This is a genomic window from Polaromonas glacialis (assembly GCF_000709345.1).
Lineage (GTDB): Bacteria > Pseudomonadota > Gammaproteobacteria > Burkholderiales > Burkholderiaceae_C > Polaromonas > Polaromonas glacialis.
The window spans coordinates 721,291-737,439 of the sequence record NZ_KL448323.1 but is presented as its reverse complement, the minus strand read 5'-3'; the positions used below and the strand labels follow the sequence as shown (position 1 = coordinate 737,439).

At 64.5% G+C, this 16,149-nt stretch carries 15 protein-coding genes; 5 read left to right on the top strand and 10 right to left on the bottom strand.

The window, feature by feature from the left end; all coding sequences use genetic code 11:
- Nucleotides 1–212: 212 nt before the first annotated feature.
- The 10 genes from rpsO to EC86_RS0103845 all read right to left on the bottom strand — a co-directional run bounded on the left by rpsO (nucleotide 213) and on the right by EC86_RS0103845 (nucleotide 10,273).
- Nucleotides 213–479 (bottom strand): 30S ribosomal protein S15, encoded by a 267-nt coding sequence (gene rpsO, locus EC86_RS0103890; protein ID WP_029524379.1) that lies wholly within the window; start codon nucleotides 477–479, stop codon nucleotides 213–215.
- Nucleotides 480–617: 138 nt separating this feature from the next.
- The gene (locus EC86_RS0103885; protein ID WP_029524378.1) at nucleotides 618–1,805 is read right to left on the bottom strand and encodes a pyridoxal phosphate-dependent aminotransferase; all 1,188 of its coding nucleotides are present in this window, start codon (nucleotides 1,803–1,805) and stop codon (nucleotides 618–620) included.
- Nucleotides 1,806–1,840: 35 nt separating this feature from the next.
- Nucleotides 1,841–3,106 (bottom strand): branched-chain amino acid ABC transporter substrate-binding protein, encoded by a 1,266-nt coding sequence (locus EC86_RS0103880; protein ID WP_029524377.1) that lies wholly within the window; start codon nucleotides 3,104–3,106, stop codon nucleotides 1,841–1,843.
- 87 nt (nucleotides 3,107–3,193) lie between these two features.
- Nucleotides 3,194–4,255 (bottom strand): tRNA (adenosine(37)-N6)-threonylcarbamoyltransferase complex transferase subunit TsaD, encoded by a 1,062-nt coding sequence (gene tsaD / locus EC86_RS0103875; protein ID WP_029524376.1) that lies wholly within the window; start codon nucleotides 4,253–4,255, stop codon nucleotides 3,194–3,196.
- 106 nt (nucleotides 4,256–4,361) lie between these two features.
- Nucleotides 4,362–5,129, bottom strand: coding sequence for a 3-oxoacyl-ACP reductase (locus EC86_RS0103870; RefSeq protein ID WP_029524375.1), 768 nt, complete (start codon nucleotides 5,127–5,129; stop codon nucleotides 4,362–4,364).
- Between the two features lie 14 nt (nucleotides 5,130–5,143).
- Nucleotides 5,144–6,151: an ABC transporter substrate-binding protein gene (locus EC86_RS0103865; protein WP_029524374.1), complete on the bottom strand. Its 1,008-nt coding sequence runs from the start codon at nucleotides 6,149–6,151 to the stop codon at nucleotides 5,144–5,146.
- On the bottom strand, nucleotides 6,151–6,927 hold the full coding sequence (locus tag EC86_RS0103860) for an ABC transporter permease (RefSeq protein ID WP_029524373.1): 777 nt from the start codon (nucleotides 6,925–6,927) through the stop codon (nucleotides 6,151–6,153). Before EC86_RS0103860 ends, EC86_RS0103865 begins: the two co-directional genes overlap by 1 nt.
- On the bottom strand, nucleotides 6,924–7,670 hold the full coding sequence (locus tag EC86_RS0103855) for an ABC transporter ATP-binding protein (RefSeq protein WP_029524372.1): 747 nt from the start codon (nucleotides 7,668–7,670) through the stop codon (nucleotides 6,924–6,926). The genes EC86_RS0103860 and EC86_RS0103855 overlap by 4 nt, the downstream gene beginning before the upstream one ends.
- A gap of 27 nt (nucleotides 7,671–7,697) precedes the next feature.
- Nucleotides 7,698–9,158: an acyl-CoA reductase gene (locus tag EC86_RS0103850; RefSeq protein ID WP_029524371.1), complete on the bottom strand. Its 1,461-nt coding sequence runs from the start codon at nucleotides 9,156–9,158 to the stop codon at nucleotides 7,698–7,700.
- Entirely contained in the window at nucleotides 9,155–10,273 is a 1,119-nt protein-coding gene (locus EC86_RS0103845) for a LuxE/PaaK family acyltransferase (protein ID WP_051676104.1), read from the bottom strand. Before EC86_RS0103845 ends, EC86_RS0103850 begins: the two co-directional genes overlap by 4 nt.
- Nucleotides 10,274–10,542: 269 nt before the next feature.
- On the opposite strand from EC86_RS0103845, the gene EC86_RS0103835 reads away from it, so the two are divergent.
- The 5 genes from EC86_RS0103835 (at nucleotide 10,543) to EC86_RS0103815 (ending at nucleotide 15,964) form a co-directional block, all read left to right on the top strand.
- Nucleotides 10,543–11,169, top strand: coding sequence for an ANTAR domain-containing response regulator (locus EC86_RS0103835; RefSeq protein WP_029524369.1), 627 nt, complete (start codon nucleotides 10,543–10,545; stop codon nucleotides 11,167–11,169).
- Between the two features lie 336 nt (nucleotides 11,170–11,505).
- Entirely contained in the window at nucleotides 11,506–12,750 is a 1,245-nt protein-coding gene (locus tag EC86_RS0103830; RefSeq protein WP_029524368.1) for a CmpA/NrtA family ABC transporter substrate-binding protein, read from the top strand.
- Between the two features lie 47 nt (nucleotides 12,751–12,797).
- Nucleotides 12,798–13,745, top strand: coding sequence for a nitrate ABC transporter permease (gene ntrB, locus EC86_RS0103825; protein WP_029524367.1), 948 nt, complete (start codon nucleotides 12,798–12,800; stop codon nucleotides 13,743–13,745).
- 29 nt (nucleotides 13,746–13,774) lie between these two features.
- Nucleotides 13,775–14,590, top strand: coding sequence for an ABC transporter ATP-binding protein (locus tag EC86_RS0103820; protein WP_029524366.1), 816 nt, complete (start codon nucleotides 13,775–13,777; stop codon nucleotides 14,588–14,590).
- Nucleotides 14,591–14,749: 159 nt separating this feature from the next.
- Nucleotides 14,750–15,964 (top strand): MFS transporter, encoded by a 1,215-nt coding sequence (locus tag EC86_RS0103815; RefSeq protein ID WP_029524365.1) that lies wholly within the window; start codon nucleotides 14,750–14,752, stop codon nucleotides 15,962–15,964.
- Nucleotides 15,965–16,149: the final 185 nt, after the last annotated feature.

Here is a 16,149-nt window from a genome sequence, read left to right as displayed (position 1 = left end):
GAACACGATGCCATTCCATAAAACGCCTGAAATCAAGAAATTGCAGGGCTTGTCTTGTGGAATGACACAGCGCGTGTTCGCTGGGCCTTGCTCCGAAATTTTCAGGTGCGCCAAAGCAGCGCGCCTGAAGGTGAATACGTTATTTGCAGTTTTAAAGTGCAAAACGCCTGAGCTAGTGAACTAACTCAGGCGCTTGTCGATGGGTTTACCGATTATTTACGCAGGCCAAGCTTGGCGATCAGCGCGATGTAACGGGCGGCGTCGCGGGACTTCAGGTAGTCCAGCAGCTTGCGGCGGCGGCTAACCATGCGCAGCAGGCCACGGCGGCCGTGGTGATCTTTTGCATGGGTCTTGAAGTGGGGCATCAATTCATTGATGCGGCCGGTCAGCAGGCCGACCTGGACTTCAGGACTGCCGGTGTCTGTGGCGGAACGGGCGTTGTCCTTGACAATTTCGGCCTTGATTGATTTTGCGATCATGGTTTTTCCTCTTGCAACGGTGTTGCGACTGGCGAGCGAAGCAGTGTTCCCACGATTGGGACTTGACCGCTTTCGTCGTGATTTCCGGCGGTTGCAAGCTGCTTTTTCAAGCCGCCGCATGTAGCGCGGAACTTCGGATTATAGCGTAAGCCAGCGCTTGAGCCGATCGACGCCCTGCGACAAGCGGGCCACATCCCGGCTGGCAAAACACCAGCGCAGCCAGCCCTGGGCATCAGGACCGGGATTGACCATGAAGGCATTGCCTGGCGCCAGGCCGAGTCCGGCCTCGACCACCAGACGCTTGGCGGTTTCCAGCGAATCACCGAATCGGTCTTGGTCGGACAGCCTGAAAAAAGCGTACATGCCGCCCTTGGGCGTGGCCACTTCCACACCGGGCAGTGCCTGCAGCAGCGGCACCAGCGTATCGCGGCAGGTTTTCAGGTGCGCTACCAGTTGTGGCGTGACGTCGTTGGTCCCCTGCAACGCGACCAGCCCGGCACGCTGGATGAACACCGGCGCGCAGGAGGTGTTGAATTCGACCAGCTTGCCCATGTGCGGCGTCATGCTGGGCGGCATCACCAGCCAGCCCAGACGCCAGCCGGTCATCAGGAAGCTCTTGGAAAAACTGTGGGCGACCACCAGCCGGTCTTCGGAATCGGCAATATCCAGGAAGCTGGGCGCGCAGCCGTTGGGCGTCGGCTCGAAGTACAGGCGCTCATAGACCTCGTCGGCCAGAATCCAGGTGCCGGTCGTGCGACAATGCGCCAGGATCGAAGCCTGTTCTTCCCGGCTCAGCGTCCAGCCAGTCGGATTGTTCGGTGCATTGACGATCAGCAGCCTGGTGGCCGGCGTGATGGCGGCAAGCAGTTCGGCCATGTCGAGCTGCCATTCGCCTGCCACCGGCTTGAGGCTGACGCAGCGCAGGTCAGCGCCCATGATCAGTGGCTGCGCCGTCAAGTTCGGCCAGACCGGCGTCACCGCCACCACCTCGTCGCCGGCATCGACCAGCGCCTGCACGGCGAGCATCAGCGCATTGACGCCGCCCGAGGTCACGGCGATACGGCCGGCGGCAATCGGTGCGGCGCCCGGGTAGCGCAAGCCTGTCGAATACCCGGCAATGGCGTCGCGCAATTCCGGCAAGCCGAGATTGTGGGAATAAAACGTCTCGCCCTGCTGCAGCGAAGCGATGGCGGCGTCCGTGATGAAAGCGGGCGTCGTCTCGTCGCTTTCGCCAAACCAGAACTTCAGCACATCGCTGCGCCCCATGCCCGCATTGGCCACCTGGCGGATCATCGACTCTTCAAGGTTCAAAACTGACTGTCTCATGCCTGCCTTCTTATGGTTGAACGGGTATCAGAGGCTTATGGCCGCGCCATCGTGCAACTGGTCGGCTGCTCGGCGCGCTGCGCAGAAATCGTCTTGATGACGCGAAAACCGTAGCCTGAACCCTCGACATCGAACTTCGTGCCTGGCGCGCCCTGCCGGTCCATCATGGCGACGGCCAGCGGCTGCTGGAACTGGTGGTCGGTGGCGCGCATGCGGCCCTTGAAGCCGGAAAAGTCCACTGTGGCCTTTTCCATCTGCGCGGCGACGGCGCCAGCTTCGCTGCTGCCGGCTTTCTCCAGGCTCTGGGCGAGCGTTTCCACCATCAGCTGCATGCGCATGTGGACATAGTCGTCCTGCGGCCGGGGAAAGCGCTGGCGAAACGACTGGTAAAAATTCTCGGACGCCGCGCCCGGCGTGTTAGGGAACCAGTCGGCCACGGCGATCACCTTGCCGACGCCGGCATCGCCCAGCGCAGCGGGAACCCCCAGCGCATTGCCGTAGAAGGTGTAGAACTTGCCTTCGTAGCCGACTTCCCTGGCCGCCTTGATGAGCAGCGTCAGGTCGTTGCCCCAATTGCCGGTCAGCACTGCCTGCGCGCCGCTGGACTTGATCTTGACCGCATACGGAATGAAATCCTTGACGCGGCCGATCGGATGCAATTCGTCGCCGACGATCTGCACATCGGGCCGCTGCGCCGCGATCTGCTTGCGCCCTTCGCGCAGCACGGCCTGGCCGAAGCTGTAGTCCTGGCCGATCAGGTAGACCTTCTTGACCGCCGCGTCGTCCTTGAACACGTCCATCAGCGCGGCCATGCGCATGTCGGCATGGGCGTCGAAGCGGAAATGCCAGAAACTACATTTCTCGTTCGTCAGGATGGGATCGACCGCCGAATAGTTCAGGAAAAGCACCCGCTTGCCCGGCTCGCGTTCGTTGTGCTTGTTGATGGCGTCGATCAGCGCCGCCGCCACCGACGACGAATTGCCCTGCGCGATCACCGTCACGCCGTCGTCGATGGCCGAGCGCAGCGCGGCCAGCGCTTCCTCGTTCTGGCCCTTGTTGTCATAGCGTTCAACGGCCAGGGTGTGCGCGCCGTCGGCCAGCTTGACACCGCCGCGCGCATTGACGCGTTCAGTGGCCCAGACCAGGTTGCGGAACACGGCCTCGCCGGTATTGGCAAAGGCGCCGGACAGGCTTTCGATCAGCGCGATGCGCACCGGCGGCTGGGCAGCGGGCTGCGCCTGGGCCAGCAATGAAAGGCCCAGGCCCAGGGCGGCGGTGGTGGATTTGAAAAGAGTTCGCATAAGAAAAGAGAAAAAGTCCTGTATTGTTGGAATCTCAAGCCGGCGCCAGCCTGACATGGCCCAGCCCCGGCGGAACGTAGCGGGCGTTCAGCCTGCCGGGACGGGTCCGGGCAGGAATTCCGAAAGGTTCCAGCGCGGCTTCACGTCAAAGGCGTAGCGGCCCTGAAGCATGGGCAGATCGACCAGCCCGGCCTGCAGCCGCATGCCTGCCGCCATCGCGATCATGGCGCCGTTGTCGGTGCAAAACGCCAGTTCGGGGTAATGCACGCGAATGCCGCGCTGCCGGCAGGCGGCATCGAGCTGGCTGCGCAGCAAGGCATTGGCGCCGACGCCGCCCGCCACCACCAGCCGCTTGAGCGCGGTCTGCGACAAGGCAGCCAGCGTTTTCTTCACCAGCACCTCGACAATCGCCGCCTGCGTGGACGCGGCCAGGTCGGCCTTGCGGCTTTCCAGTTCGGGGCCGAGTTTTTTCGCCTGCGTCAGCACTGCAGTTTTCAGGCCGGAGAATGAAAAATCGAGGTTGCCGCTGTGCAGCAGCGGGCGCGGCAGCTTGAAGGCCGCGCCGTCTCCGCCCAGCGCCAGCCTGGCCAGGTGCGACCCGCCGGGATACGGCAGGCCCATCAGCTTGGCCGACTTGTCGAAGGCCTCGCCGGCCGCGTCGTCGATGGTTTCACCGAGCATCTCGTAGCTGCCGACGCGGTCCACGCGCATCAGCTGGGTGTGGCCGCCCGACACCAGCAGCGCGACAAACGGAAACTCGGGCGGGTCGGCGCTGAGAAATGGAGACAGCAGGTGGCCTTCCAGATGGTGAACGCCCATCGCAGGCTTGCCCAGCGCGGCGGCCAGCGAGCACGCCACGCCGGCGCCTACCAGCAGCGCGCCCGCCAGGCCCGGGCCGCGCGTGTAGGCCACCACATCAACCTCTGCCAGCGCGCGCTGCGCCCGCTGCATGACCTCCCGCGTCAGCGGCAGCACGCGCCGGATGTGGTCGCGGCTGGCCAGCTCTGGCACCACGCCGCCAAAGGGCTGGTGCATGGCGATCTGGCTGTACAGCGCATCGGCCAGCAAGATTGGCGCATCCTGCCCGCGCGTTTGCACCAGGGCCACGCCCGTTTCGTCGCACGACGACTCAATTCCCAACACCAGCATTTTTTCAGACATAGACCGGTAGTTTAGGCCACGCGGTCTGGTCGCTGGGCATGGAAGACAAGAACGCAAGCGGGCTTTTCAGCGTCCGTCGCGCCGGCGCAGGGGCTTATTTCATCACCAGGCCGCCGTCCACGAACAGCACCTGGCCGGTCATGAAGCGGCTCCAGTCCGACGCCAGAAACAGCACCGGCCCGGCCACATCGTCGGGCGTGGCGATTCTGCGCAGCGGGGTCTGGCCCATGATCTGCGCCTTGACCTCTTCGCGGGTAGCCAGGCTGGCCTGGGTCGGGTAGACCAGGCCGGGCGCCACGCAGTTCACGCGTATGCCCAGCGGCCCCAGTTCCACCGCCAGGTTGCGGCTGAAGCCAACCAGCGCCGACTTGGCCGTGGTGTAGTCGTGGTAAGGCACCAGGGGCCGCTCGACCAGGTCGCTCACCAGGTTGACGATGCAGCCCCGGGCGCGCTGCCTGAAATGCGGCAGCGCCGCCTGGCAGACGTTGTAGACGGCGTGAACCGCCCCGTCGAGCTGGGCTTCGTAGTCGGACCAAGCCAGTTCCCAGAACATCTTGCGCTGCTCGGGGTCGAAGGTGAAGGCCTTGAAGGCATTGTTGACCACCACGTCCAGCTTGCCGGCTTCGTCCAGAATCTGCGCCACCATGGCCTGCACTGCGGCTTCCGAGCACACATCGGCCTGAATCGCCCAGGCGTCGCCGCCCAGCGCCTTGCAGCGCGCCACCACGTCGGCCGCCGCCGCCGCGTTGTGCAGGTAGTTCACGACCACCAGCGCGCCCTCGCGGGCAAACGCCAGCGCGATGGCCGCGCCAATGCCCCGGCTGGCCCCCGTGACGAGGACCACCTGGCCCTGGAACTTCATGGCCGCTGCCTGGCTCATTTGGCGGGCAGAAGGTCTTGGCTCACCACCTCGGAGACCTTGATGGCGCGCTGCACCAGGCCCAGCGCCAGGTAGGTGTCGGCGGCTTTTTGCAACACGTCCATGTCAAAGGCGCCCAGTCCTTTTTTCTGCGTGGTGGCGGATACGCTGGCCAGGTTGCGCAGGCGGATCACGTCCAGGTTGACGGCGGCATCCTTGCCGTCAATGGCGCGCCTGACGGCCAGCGCCGCCGCTTCCTCGGGCTGCTGGATCATCCAGTTGATGCTGTCGCGGTAGCCGGCCAGGAATTTTTTCAACAGTTCCTTTTTCTGCTGGTAGGTTTCCTCGCGCACCACAAACAGGTCGCTGGACACGTTCAGGTGGTTTTTGACCTCCATCACATTGACATCAGCCAGTCCTTTTTGCCGGCCGACCAGCAGGCCGGTGTCGGTGGCGGCGGTGGCGTCGACCTGGCCCTGCATCAGCGGCGCAAAGTTCAGCAGGCCAGTGACCACAATCGTCACGTCCGATTCGCGCAGGCCGGCCTGGTGCAGCAGCACCAGCAAATTTTGCCGGGTGCCGCTGGACAAGCTGTAGACGCCAATTTTCTTGCCCTTCAAATCGGCCGGCTTGGTGATGTTCCGGCTTTTGAGCGACACCACATTGAACACATTTTGCGGATAGATGTCGTAAATTGCGCGCAGTTTTTCGCCTTTTTCAAGCGCCGCAAAAAACGACCCCGGATCGGTGAAGGCCAGATCGGCCTGGCCAGTCAGGATGTTGCGAATCGCATCGCCGCCGCCCGCGCCCGGCACATACTGCAGGTCCAGGCCTTTGGCCTTGAAAAAGCCCTTGTCCTCATCGACCAGCAAATTGGTGACTTCCGTGATCGGCTTGCTCCAGCCTGCCACCACGACCTTTTCCAGCGCCGCTGGCGAGGCCGCCAGGCCGGCGCCCGCGAACCCCAGACTCAACACGGTTGCAGCCGCCAGCGCGGCCACTGAACGAACGATGGCTAATTTCATTATTTGATTTCCTTTGGGAGAGTGGTGAAGCGTGATGCGAGCAAGCGTTTTTCAAGTGCCACGGCGAACTGGTACAGCCCCAGCCCCAGCAAGGTGATGAGAACCAGCACGGCGAACATCAGCGGCGTGTCCATCATGCCCTGCGACGCAATGATCAAGGCCCCCAGGCCCTGGCTGCCGCCAATGAACTCGCCGACCACGGCGCCGACCAGCGCCAGCACCACGGCGACCCGAAAGCCGGCCAGGATGCCGGGCAGGCCAGCCGGGATTTTCAGCCGCAGCAGCGTCTGCCAGCGCGTCGCCCCCAGCATGCGAAACAGCTCCAGCCGCCGCGCATCGACCTGCGCGATGCCGGTCATGGTGTTTTCCATCAACGGAAAAAAGCAGATCAGCGCGGTGATCACCACCGTCGAGGTCATGCCAAAACCGAACCAGACAATGAACAAGGGCGCCAGCGCCAGCTTGGGCACCACCTGGCTGGTCACCACATAGGGCATCAGCAGGCGGCGCAGCGCGGCGGATTCGCCCAGCAGCACGCCGCTGGCCAGCCCCAGCGCGCAGCCAGCCGTCAGCCCGAGCAGCAGTTCCAGCATGGTCTGGCCGATGTGCGGCCAGAAGTAGCCGGAGCGCAAGCCCTGCCACAGCGCGGCGAGCACCGCAGATGGCGGCGGCAGCACCAGCGCCGACAGCTTCAGTGCGCGCGCCACAAACTCCCAGCACAGCAGCCCGGCAGCCAGCAGCACGCAGGCGCCGAACCGGCTCCAGCCCGCGCTCATGGCGCCCCCCCGTCCATCGCCGCCCGGAGCTGCGCGCACAGCGCATTGAACGCCGGGCTGTAGCGGATCTGGCGCCCGCGCGGCCGGGGCAACGCCACCTGCAGGTCGTGACGGATGCGGCCGCAGTCCATCACCGCGACGCGGTCGGCCAGGTACACCGCTTCGGCGATGTCGTGGGTGACAAAGAACACCGTGGTCTGGCGCAGCCGGCACAGCGCCAGCAAATCGTCCTGCAGTTCCTCGCGGGTGATGGCGTCCAGCGCCGCAAACGGCTCATCGAGCAGCAGCATGGCGGGCTCGCCCACCAGTGCGCGCGCAATCGCCACCCGGCTTTGCTGCCCGCCCGACAAGTGGCGCGGATAGTGGCGCTCGCAGGCCGACAAGCCCATCAGCGCCAGCAACTGCTGCGCGCGGGCCACTTCCTGCGGCGTCGGCTTGTGCCGCAGCGACAGCGGCAGCAGCACGTTGTCCAGCACGGTGTGCCATTCCAGCAAGGTCGGCGCCTGGAACACAAAACCCAGCTGCGGCCCGGGCGGGGCGAGCTGCTCGCCATGCAAGGTGATGCGGCCCTCGCCGGGCTGCAGCAGCCCGGCGGCCAGCTTGAGCAGCGTGGTTTTTCCGCAGCCGCTGCGGCCCACCAGGCAATGAAATTGCCCCTGGGCAATGCGCCAGTCGACCCGCTGCACCACGGCGGGGCGGCCCGGGAAGGTGAAGCTCACCTGCTGCAGGTCCAGGAAACTCATGGCCGGCGCCCCGCCAACATTGACGGGCTAGTCAGCATACGGCGCGAAGCGTTCAGCGGCCAGTTCGGCCGACTGCTCAATCTCGACCATCTGGACAAGGTCCAGCAGATTAAAGCGGCCGTCGTGGTGCCAGCCAGCCTCGGGCGCAGTCATGGCGCCCAGCGCACAGATGCGGGTCACGCCCGCGCGTCCCAGCGCCTCGGCCAGCGCAAACAGCTCGGCCGGCGCAGCGGCCAGCCCCACGGTCTGCAAAAAAGCCCGGCTGCGGGCGATCACCGGCACCACGTCTTCGAGCCGGTCAACGGCCACCACCTGCACGGTGCGGTTCAGCGCGCTGGGCGCCAGCGGCTGCAACTGGTCGGCATAGGCCACGCGCCAGGGCGCGCCGGCCTCGCCGATCAGGGCGTTGCCCGGCTGTGCGAACAGCTGCATTTCGTGGTCCTGCTGCCAGCGGGCGACGCTGGCGGCGTCGTCCAGCGGCAGCACGCGGCGCGCAAACTTGTGCTCAAAACTGGCCAGCTCATGGGCCAGGTACTGCGAAAAGTCGCGCGGCGAGACCTTGCCGCCGCGCTCGACGTAAAACAGCTGCGGCGAATAGCAGCCCTGCTGGTCGTAGCGCACCACGTCGTAGGCGGCCAGGTGCGCCGTGCCCTGCGCCTTGCGCGCATCGAGCGCGGCGCGGGACACCATGCCAAAGCTGAGCTTGTGCCCGTAGCCCAAAAACCGCGTGGTGACCGGGACCTGCTGCCGCACCGCCTGCAGCGCGGCGTTGCCGCCGTAGGCCAGCACCACGTCGGCCTGCGCAAAAAGCGCCTGCTCGCGCGCCGCATCGCCGCCCTTCCACCAGCCCACGGCCAGGCAGTCGGCCAGGCCGGGGTCTTCCTCGACCAGCAGCCGGGCGAACCAGCCGGCAAACAGCGGCTCGGCGCCGGGCAGCTTGCCGATGTTGCCGGCCTTGACCAGCAGGCCCGAGATCAGGCTCCAGACCGGCAGGCCCGGCACGTTGCCGGCCCAGATGTGGACCAGCAGGTCCGGTCCCATGGCCTTGGCAAAGCCGCCCTTGGGACGCGGCTGGAATTCATCGAGCAGCTTGGGATTGGCAAAGTCCTCGGCCACGAAGCGCTGCAGCTGCGGCTGGCGAAAGGTTTTCAGGTAGGCCGTCAGCCCCAGCCGCACCATTTCGGCATCAAAGCCCGTCACCAGCGGCAGCAGCCTGTCGGCCTGCTGGCGCCAGGGGTCGGCCGGGTCAAGCAGACGCGCCACCGCGCGGTCTACCACGGCGATGATCTGCGACACCGTCCGGGTTTTCAGGTAGGCCCGGCTGCCCTGCTTGACGCGCTCGGCCAGCGCCACCCACTGCGCCGGGCTCAGTTCCGGCACGGCCACTTCCAGCCGGTCACCGGGGCCTTCAAAGTGCAGCGTTTGCCAGGCCAGTTCCTCGGGCTGCAGGCCCGGCAGGTAGCCGGCCACCGCGTGCAGCGTGGTCACGCCTGGGCCGCCCGCAAGAACTCTTCGACCGCCAGCGAGCAGCCCTTGGCCTGCGCGCCTTCGGCCCGCCCAAGCAGCAGGAAACCGCCGTCGACCGCCACGCCGACATCCTCGGTCAGGATGGTCGTGACCGAATTGAAATTGGCCAGGTCGCAATGCGCCAGCACGCCGGGCGCGCCATGCGCCACCTCCTCGCCCGTCATCGGGTTGACCAGACGCGAGCGTATCCAGTGCGGCCCCGACTTGACGGACGGCAGTACCGCATTGCCGTCGTCGTAGAACTGCGTGCTCAACTCGGTCATGCCGTACATGTTGATGCAGTGGCTGGCCGGCACGCCCAAGAGTTGCGACAGCTGCGCATAAAACTGCGCTATCGGGATGTCGCGCGACTGGCCCTTGAAGCCGCCGGTGTCCAGCAACCGGCTGCCTGGCGGCAAGGCAAACCTGCGGCCCTGCTGCTCAAGCGCATCCATCAAATGCACCAGGCTGTAGCTGGCGCCCAGCAGCGCATAGGGCGTGCCGTTCTGCTCGGCCTGCGCCAGCGCCGCGCACAGGCGCGCGGTGTCCAGCCCCTGCGGCGTCAAAAAATACTGACTGCCGGCCATGCCGAAATCCTGAACGGCCAGCGCCAGGTAGTGCGCCAGGGACGAATTCGGCAAGACCTCTTCAGTCGGAAACAAAATGCCCATGGCGATGCGATCAGTGCCGCGCATGAAGCGCTGGCTGAAATTGGCGCGCATCGACGCGTCGTAGACCGCCAGCGTCGGATGGTGGTGTTTGCCCTTGACGTCGCCCTGGGTGGTGCCGCTGGTCATGAACACGCGGTCCGTGTCGGCCAGTGGCTGGCAGCTCAAGGTCAGCGCCTTGAAGGCACTGATGGGCACGGCGGGAATGTCCTGCCAGCGGTTCACGGTGCGCGGCGTCCGGCCTTTTTGCCGGCAAAAGCGCTGGAATGCCGGGTTGTGCTGGAACTGGTGCGCAAACAGCGCCAGCGCCTGCTGGTTGAAGGCCTCGTCGCTCGCGCCGTCCTGGGCCATGAAGGCCAGCAAGCCCTGCACGATGGCGTCGGTGCGCGCTTGCGGGCTCAGGTCTGCGGGGGTGTTGATTGCATTCATGGTCGCCATTCCTTCGGTGGTCTGCGGGTGCAGGGTGCTCCGAAAGTTGTGGCGGGGGCGTGGCCCCTGTCCTGACAGCTCTTCTTACGTCGGCATGATCCGATTCAAGTTCGCGGGTTCGGTTCTGACCATCTCAGCCGCCCTGCCGTCAGCAGCAGAAAGGCACCCCGGAGCGGGGCCGATTCTACGCGGAATGACCGTGGCGCGGCTGGCCGACGAAGGAGCCCACAAAGCGCCATTTTTGGCGCGATTCTTGCATCAATTTTTCGATGAATGACGCCCTTCGCATTGTGGTGGTCGCGCCCGACCTGGCCATCACCGATCCCGACGACGACGACGCCTTGAGCCAGGCCGAGCGTTCGCGCACGCTCCGCATTGGACTGCTTGCAAGCGGCTTCAACCTGGTCGCCACCCTGCCCGCCGACATGTTCCTGATGGACAGGCTGGCACAAATCCAGCCCGACATGATCATCGTGGACGCCGAAAGCGACGCCCGCGATTCGCTTGAGCACGTCGTCATGGCCACGCGCGACGCGCGCCGGCCCATCGTGCTGTTCACCAATGACGACGACACCCGCCATGTCAAGGAAGCCGTGGCGGCCGGTGTCTCGGCCTACATCGTCGCCGGGCTGGAGCCTTCGCGCATCCGCCCCATCCTGGACGTGGCCATGGCCCGGTTCCAGCACGAACAGGGACTGCGCCGCGAACTGGCCGAGGCACGCACCGAGCTGAAGGACCGAAAGGTCATCGACAAGGCCAAGGGCCTGCTGATGCAGCGCCAGGGCCTGAGCGAGCAGGCAGCCTATGAAAAACTGCGCAAGGCGGCCATGGACAAGGGCATGCGGCTGGGCGACGTGGCGCAGCGCATGCTCGATGTGGCCGACCTGCTCGGCTAGCGCGCCAACGCCGAAATGGTGCGGCGCACAACAGCAGTGCGCCTTCGGAGAAACCGGAATTCGACCCGCCAGCAGCCAAATTGCTATTTATTTAATAGCTGCTTTCGCAAGCATGACAAGCGCTACAGCCCGATTAGCTTAAAACTTTCAGCCTTTGCCGAGCAGCACGCCAAAACTGGCACAGCTTTTGCAATGAATTCAATACCGGGCCTTCCGCTTCAACGGCGAAGCGGAAAGTCCAAGAACAAAGGCGTTCGAACCCTGTCGTCACACCACCGTGTGGCGGCTCGGGTCGAACGCCTTTTTTTATTTTGTTTTATTTCCAGGAGTTGCTGAATGACGGACCTGCTCAAATCATCCCTCACCCGCCGCAGCGTGCTGCAAGCCGCCGCCGTGGGCGCCGTGGGCATCAGCCCGGCATTGCGCGCCGCCGTGTATGCCCAGGGCTCGGACGCCCCGGAAAAGAAGGAAGTCAAGATCGGCTTCATTCCGCTGACCGACTGCGCGTCGGTGGTCATGGCCTCTGTTCTCGGCATCGACAAGAAATACGGCGTGACCATCATCCCGAGCAAGGAAGCGAGCTGGGCCGGCGTGCGCGACAAGCTGGTCAACGGCGAACTCGACTTTGCCCATGTGCTGTACGGCCTGATCTACGGCGTACACCTCGGCACCGCCGGCCCCAAGAAAGACATGGCCGTGCTGATGACGCTGAACAACAACGGCCAGGCCATCACGCTGAGCAAAAAACTGGCCGACAAGGGCGCGGTGGACGGCCCCGGCCTGGCCAAGCTGATGGCCAGCGAAAAACGCGAATACACCTTTGCCCAGACCTTCCCGACCGGAACCCACGCCATGTGGCTGTATTACTGGCTGGCGGCCAACGGCATCAACCCGATGTCGGATGCCAAGGTCATCACCGTGCCGCCGCCGCAGATGGTCGCCAACATGCGCATCGGCAACATGGACGGCTTTTGCGTCGGCGAGCCCTGGGGCCACCGCGCGATCATGGACGGCATCGGCATCACCGCCGTGACCACGCAGGACATCTGGAAAGACCACCCGGAAAAGGTGCTGGGCACCACGGCCGAGTTCACCCAGAAATACCCGAACACCGCCCGCGCCGTGACCGCCGCCATCCTGGAAGCGGGCCAATGGATCGACGCCAGCCTGGCCAACAAGAACAAGATGGCCGAAACCATCGCCGGCAAGGCCTATGTCAACACCAGCGTGGACGCGATCAACCAGCGCATCATGGGCCGCTACCAGAACGGCATGGGCAAGACCTGGGACGACCCGAACTACATGAAGTTCTTCAACGACGGCGCGGTCAACTTCCCCTACCTGTCCGACGGCATGTGGTTTTTGACGCAGCACAAGCGCTGGGGCCTGATGAAGGAACATCCGGACTACCTGGCCGTGGCCAAGCAGATCAACCGGATCGACATCTACAAGCAGGCCGCCAGCGCCGCCAAGGTGAATGTTCCGAAGGACGTGATGCGCACCAGCAAGCTGATCGACGGCACGGTCTGGGACGGCAAGGACCCGAAAAAGTACGCCGACAGCTTCAAGGTTCACGCCTGAAACCGCCCCTGAAATTTCATTGAAACATTACTCCAAGAGGTCACGCCATGGTCAGTGCCGTATTTCACAGCCCGCTGGAGAGCGCCCCTCCGGCCGCTTTCGGCGCGGAGCGGAGCGCTACGCATTCGATAGCTACTCATGCAGACGGGGCAGGCGCAAATGCCGTAAAAGGCCTTGAAAAGAGCACGGTACTGGCGCCCAGGCCGCAGCGGGACTTCTCGGCGCTGTGGCTGCGCGTATTGCCGCCCCTGCTGGGTCTGGCGCTGCTGGCGGTGATCTGGGAGGTGGTGTCCATTGCCACCAAGGCCAGCATTCCCTCGCCCAAGGACACCTTCCTGCAAGCCGTCGTGCTGTTCAGCGACCCGTTCTACCGCAACGGCCCGAACGACCAGGGCGTCGGCTGGAACGTGCTGTCGTCGCTCAAGCGCGTCGCCATGGGCTTTGGCCTGGCGGCTGTCGTCGGCATTCCGGTCGGTTTCATGATCGGCCGCTTCACCTTCCTGAGCCACATGTTCAACCCGCTGATCAGCCTGATGCGCCCGGTGTCGCCGCTGGCCTGGCTGCCGATTGGCCTGCTGGTGTTCAAGGGCGCCGACCCGGCCGCCATCTGGACGATTTTCATCTGCTCGATCTGGCCGATGATCATCAACACCGCCGTCGGCGTGCAGCGCGTACCGCAGGACTACATGAACGTGGCGCGGGTGCTGAACCTGTCGGAATGGAAGATCGTCACCAAGATCCTGTTCCCCTCGGTGCTGCCCTACATGCTGACCGGCGTGCGGCTGGCCGTGGGCACCGCCTGGCTGGTGATCGTCGCGGCCGAGATGCTGACCGGCGGCGTCGGCATCGGCTTCTGGGTCTGGGACGAGTGGAACAACCTGAACGTCAAGAACATCATCATCGCCATCTTCGTGATCGGCATCGTCGGCCTGGCGCTGGAATACGCGCTGATCAAGCTGGCCACGGCGTTCACGTTCGAAGAAGTCAAGAGCTGAGCTTCCCACCCCATCCAAGGACCATGACCATGAACACCACCGTCAATCCCCAGTACATCGACATCCAGGGCGTCGAGCAGACCTTCAAGACCAAGAAAGGCCCGTTCTGCGCGCTGCAAAACGTCAACCTGAAAGTGGCCAAGGGCGAATTCGTCGCGCTGATCGGCCATTCGGGCTGCGGCAAATCGACGCTGCTCAACCTGATCGCCGGCCTGACGATGCCCACGCAGGGCGTGCTGCTGTGCGCCAACCGCGAGATCGCCGGCCCCGGCCCGGAGCGCGCGGTGGTGTTCCAGAACCATTCGCTGCTGCCGTGGCTGACCTGCTTTGAAAACGTGTACCTCGCGGTTGAGCGCGTGTTTGCAGCGACTGAAAACAAGGCCCAGCTCAAGGCGCGCACCGATGCAGTGCTGACGATGGTCGGCTTGACGGCCGCGGCGCAAAAGCGCCCCGGCGAAATCTCGGGCGGCATGAAGCAGCGCGTCGGCATTGCCCGTGCGCTGTCGATGGAGCCGAAAGTGCTGCTGCTCGACGAGCCCTTCGGCGCGCTCGATGCGCTCACCCGCGCCAAGCTGCAGGACGAACTGCTGCAGATCGTCGCCAACACGCAGAGCACGGTCGTCATGGTGACGCACGATGTCGATGAAGCGGTGCTGCTGAGCGACAAGATCGTGATGATGACCAACGGCCCGTCGGCAACCATTGGCGAGGTGCTCAGCGTTGACCTGCCGCGCCCGCGCAACCGCGTCGAACTGGCCGAAAGCACGCAGTACCTGCACTACCGCAAGGCGGTGATCGACTTTTTGTACACGCGCCAGGCGCATGTGGAAAAACTGACGGCCTGAGCCGCAGAAACTTACGCGTCAAACGCCCACCAGCCCGATTAGCCGGGCGCTGAAAAAACTGGATGCACCCGCTTTGGGCGGGCACCAGTTTTCTTGTTTGGCACTACACCGTGCAGCCGCGAAACTGGCAAAAGCACCTATTTTCACAAGCACCTTCCCGTGAACTTCTTCAGAACATTCCTTAAATCGGGGCACTCCCCCACCCTGTTCGCCGCCTTCCTGTATTTCGCGTTCTCGTGCTGCATCTGGGTGCTCAACGGCGCCATGGCGCCCTTCATCTCGGAAACCTTCAACCTGAGCCCGGCGCAAAAGGGGCTGATGCTGTCGGTGCCGATCATTGCCGGCGCCTTGATGCGCTTCCCGCTCGGCCTGCTGTCGCAGTACATCGGCCGCAAGAACGCCACGCTGGTCGAGATGGGCCTGATTGCCGTCGCCATGCTGTTTGGCTTCTTTTTCGTCAAGAGCTTCAACGACCTGCTGGCCATGGGCGTGCTGCTGGGCATTGCCGGCGCCAGCTTCGGCGTGGCGCTGTCGCTGGGCTCGGGCTCGTTTCCGGCACGTCACAAGGGCCTGGCGATGGGTTTGGTGGGGGCCGGCAACGTCGGCACGGCGGTGTCGGTGCTGATCGCGCCGCCGCTGGCGCAGGCTTTTGGCTGGGTCACGGTGTACGGCATTGCCGCTGTCGCCATCAGCATTCCGATGGTCGTGATGATCGTGTTCGCCAGGGAGCCCGACGACCTCGACAAGCACGCCAGCTTCAAGCAGCACATTGCCTGCCTGTATGAGAAAGACGGCTGGGCCTTCAGCCTGATCTATGCGGTGACGTTTGGCGGCTTCATCGGCCTGGCAACGTTTTTGCCGACCTATTACTACGACCAGTTTTCGGTCAGCAAGGTGCAGGCGGGCCAGCTGACGATGCTGGCGGCCTTCATGGGCGCGGCGCTGCGGGTGTTCGGCGGCTGGATCTCGGACCGCTGGGGCGGCATCAACACGCTGAGCGTGGTGCTGGTCACGGTGGCGGTCACGCTGACGCTGTGCGGACTGGCGGGCACGTCGCTGGTGGCCACGACGCTGCTGGTGATGCTGTGCTTTGCGGCGCTGGGGGCTGGCAACGGGGCGCTGTTCCAGCTGGTGCCGCTGCGCTGGCCGCTGGCGACGGCTGTTGCGGGGTCGATGATCGGCGAGATCGGCGCGCTGGGCGGCGGCCTGGTGCCGAGCGCGATGGGCTTGTCGAAGCAGTATGGCGGGACGTATGCCTGGGGATTTTTCCTGTTTGCCGTGCTGGCGCTGGCGATGCTGGTGATGCTGCGGGTGATGCAGATGCGCTGGACGCGGACCTGGGCTGAGAAGGGTGGGCGGGCGCGAACCGCTTGACGGGATTTTTCTGGCTTGGTTGGGTTATGACTTCCTGCTGCGCTTGTGGTTTGTTTGGTTATTTGTTTACCCTGCCTGGTTTGGCTGGCCGGGGGGTAGCCCGGCCAGCAGGCTCGCGAAGCGAAAGCCGCGCTATGAATTCAGTAGTTACCCAAGCACGACAACATTGCGCAAAAGGCCACTTT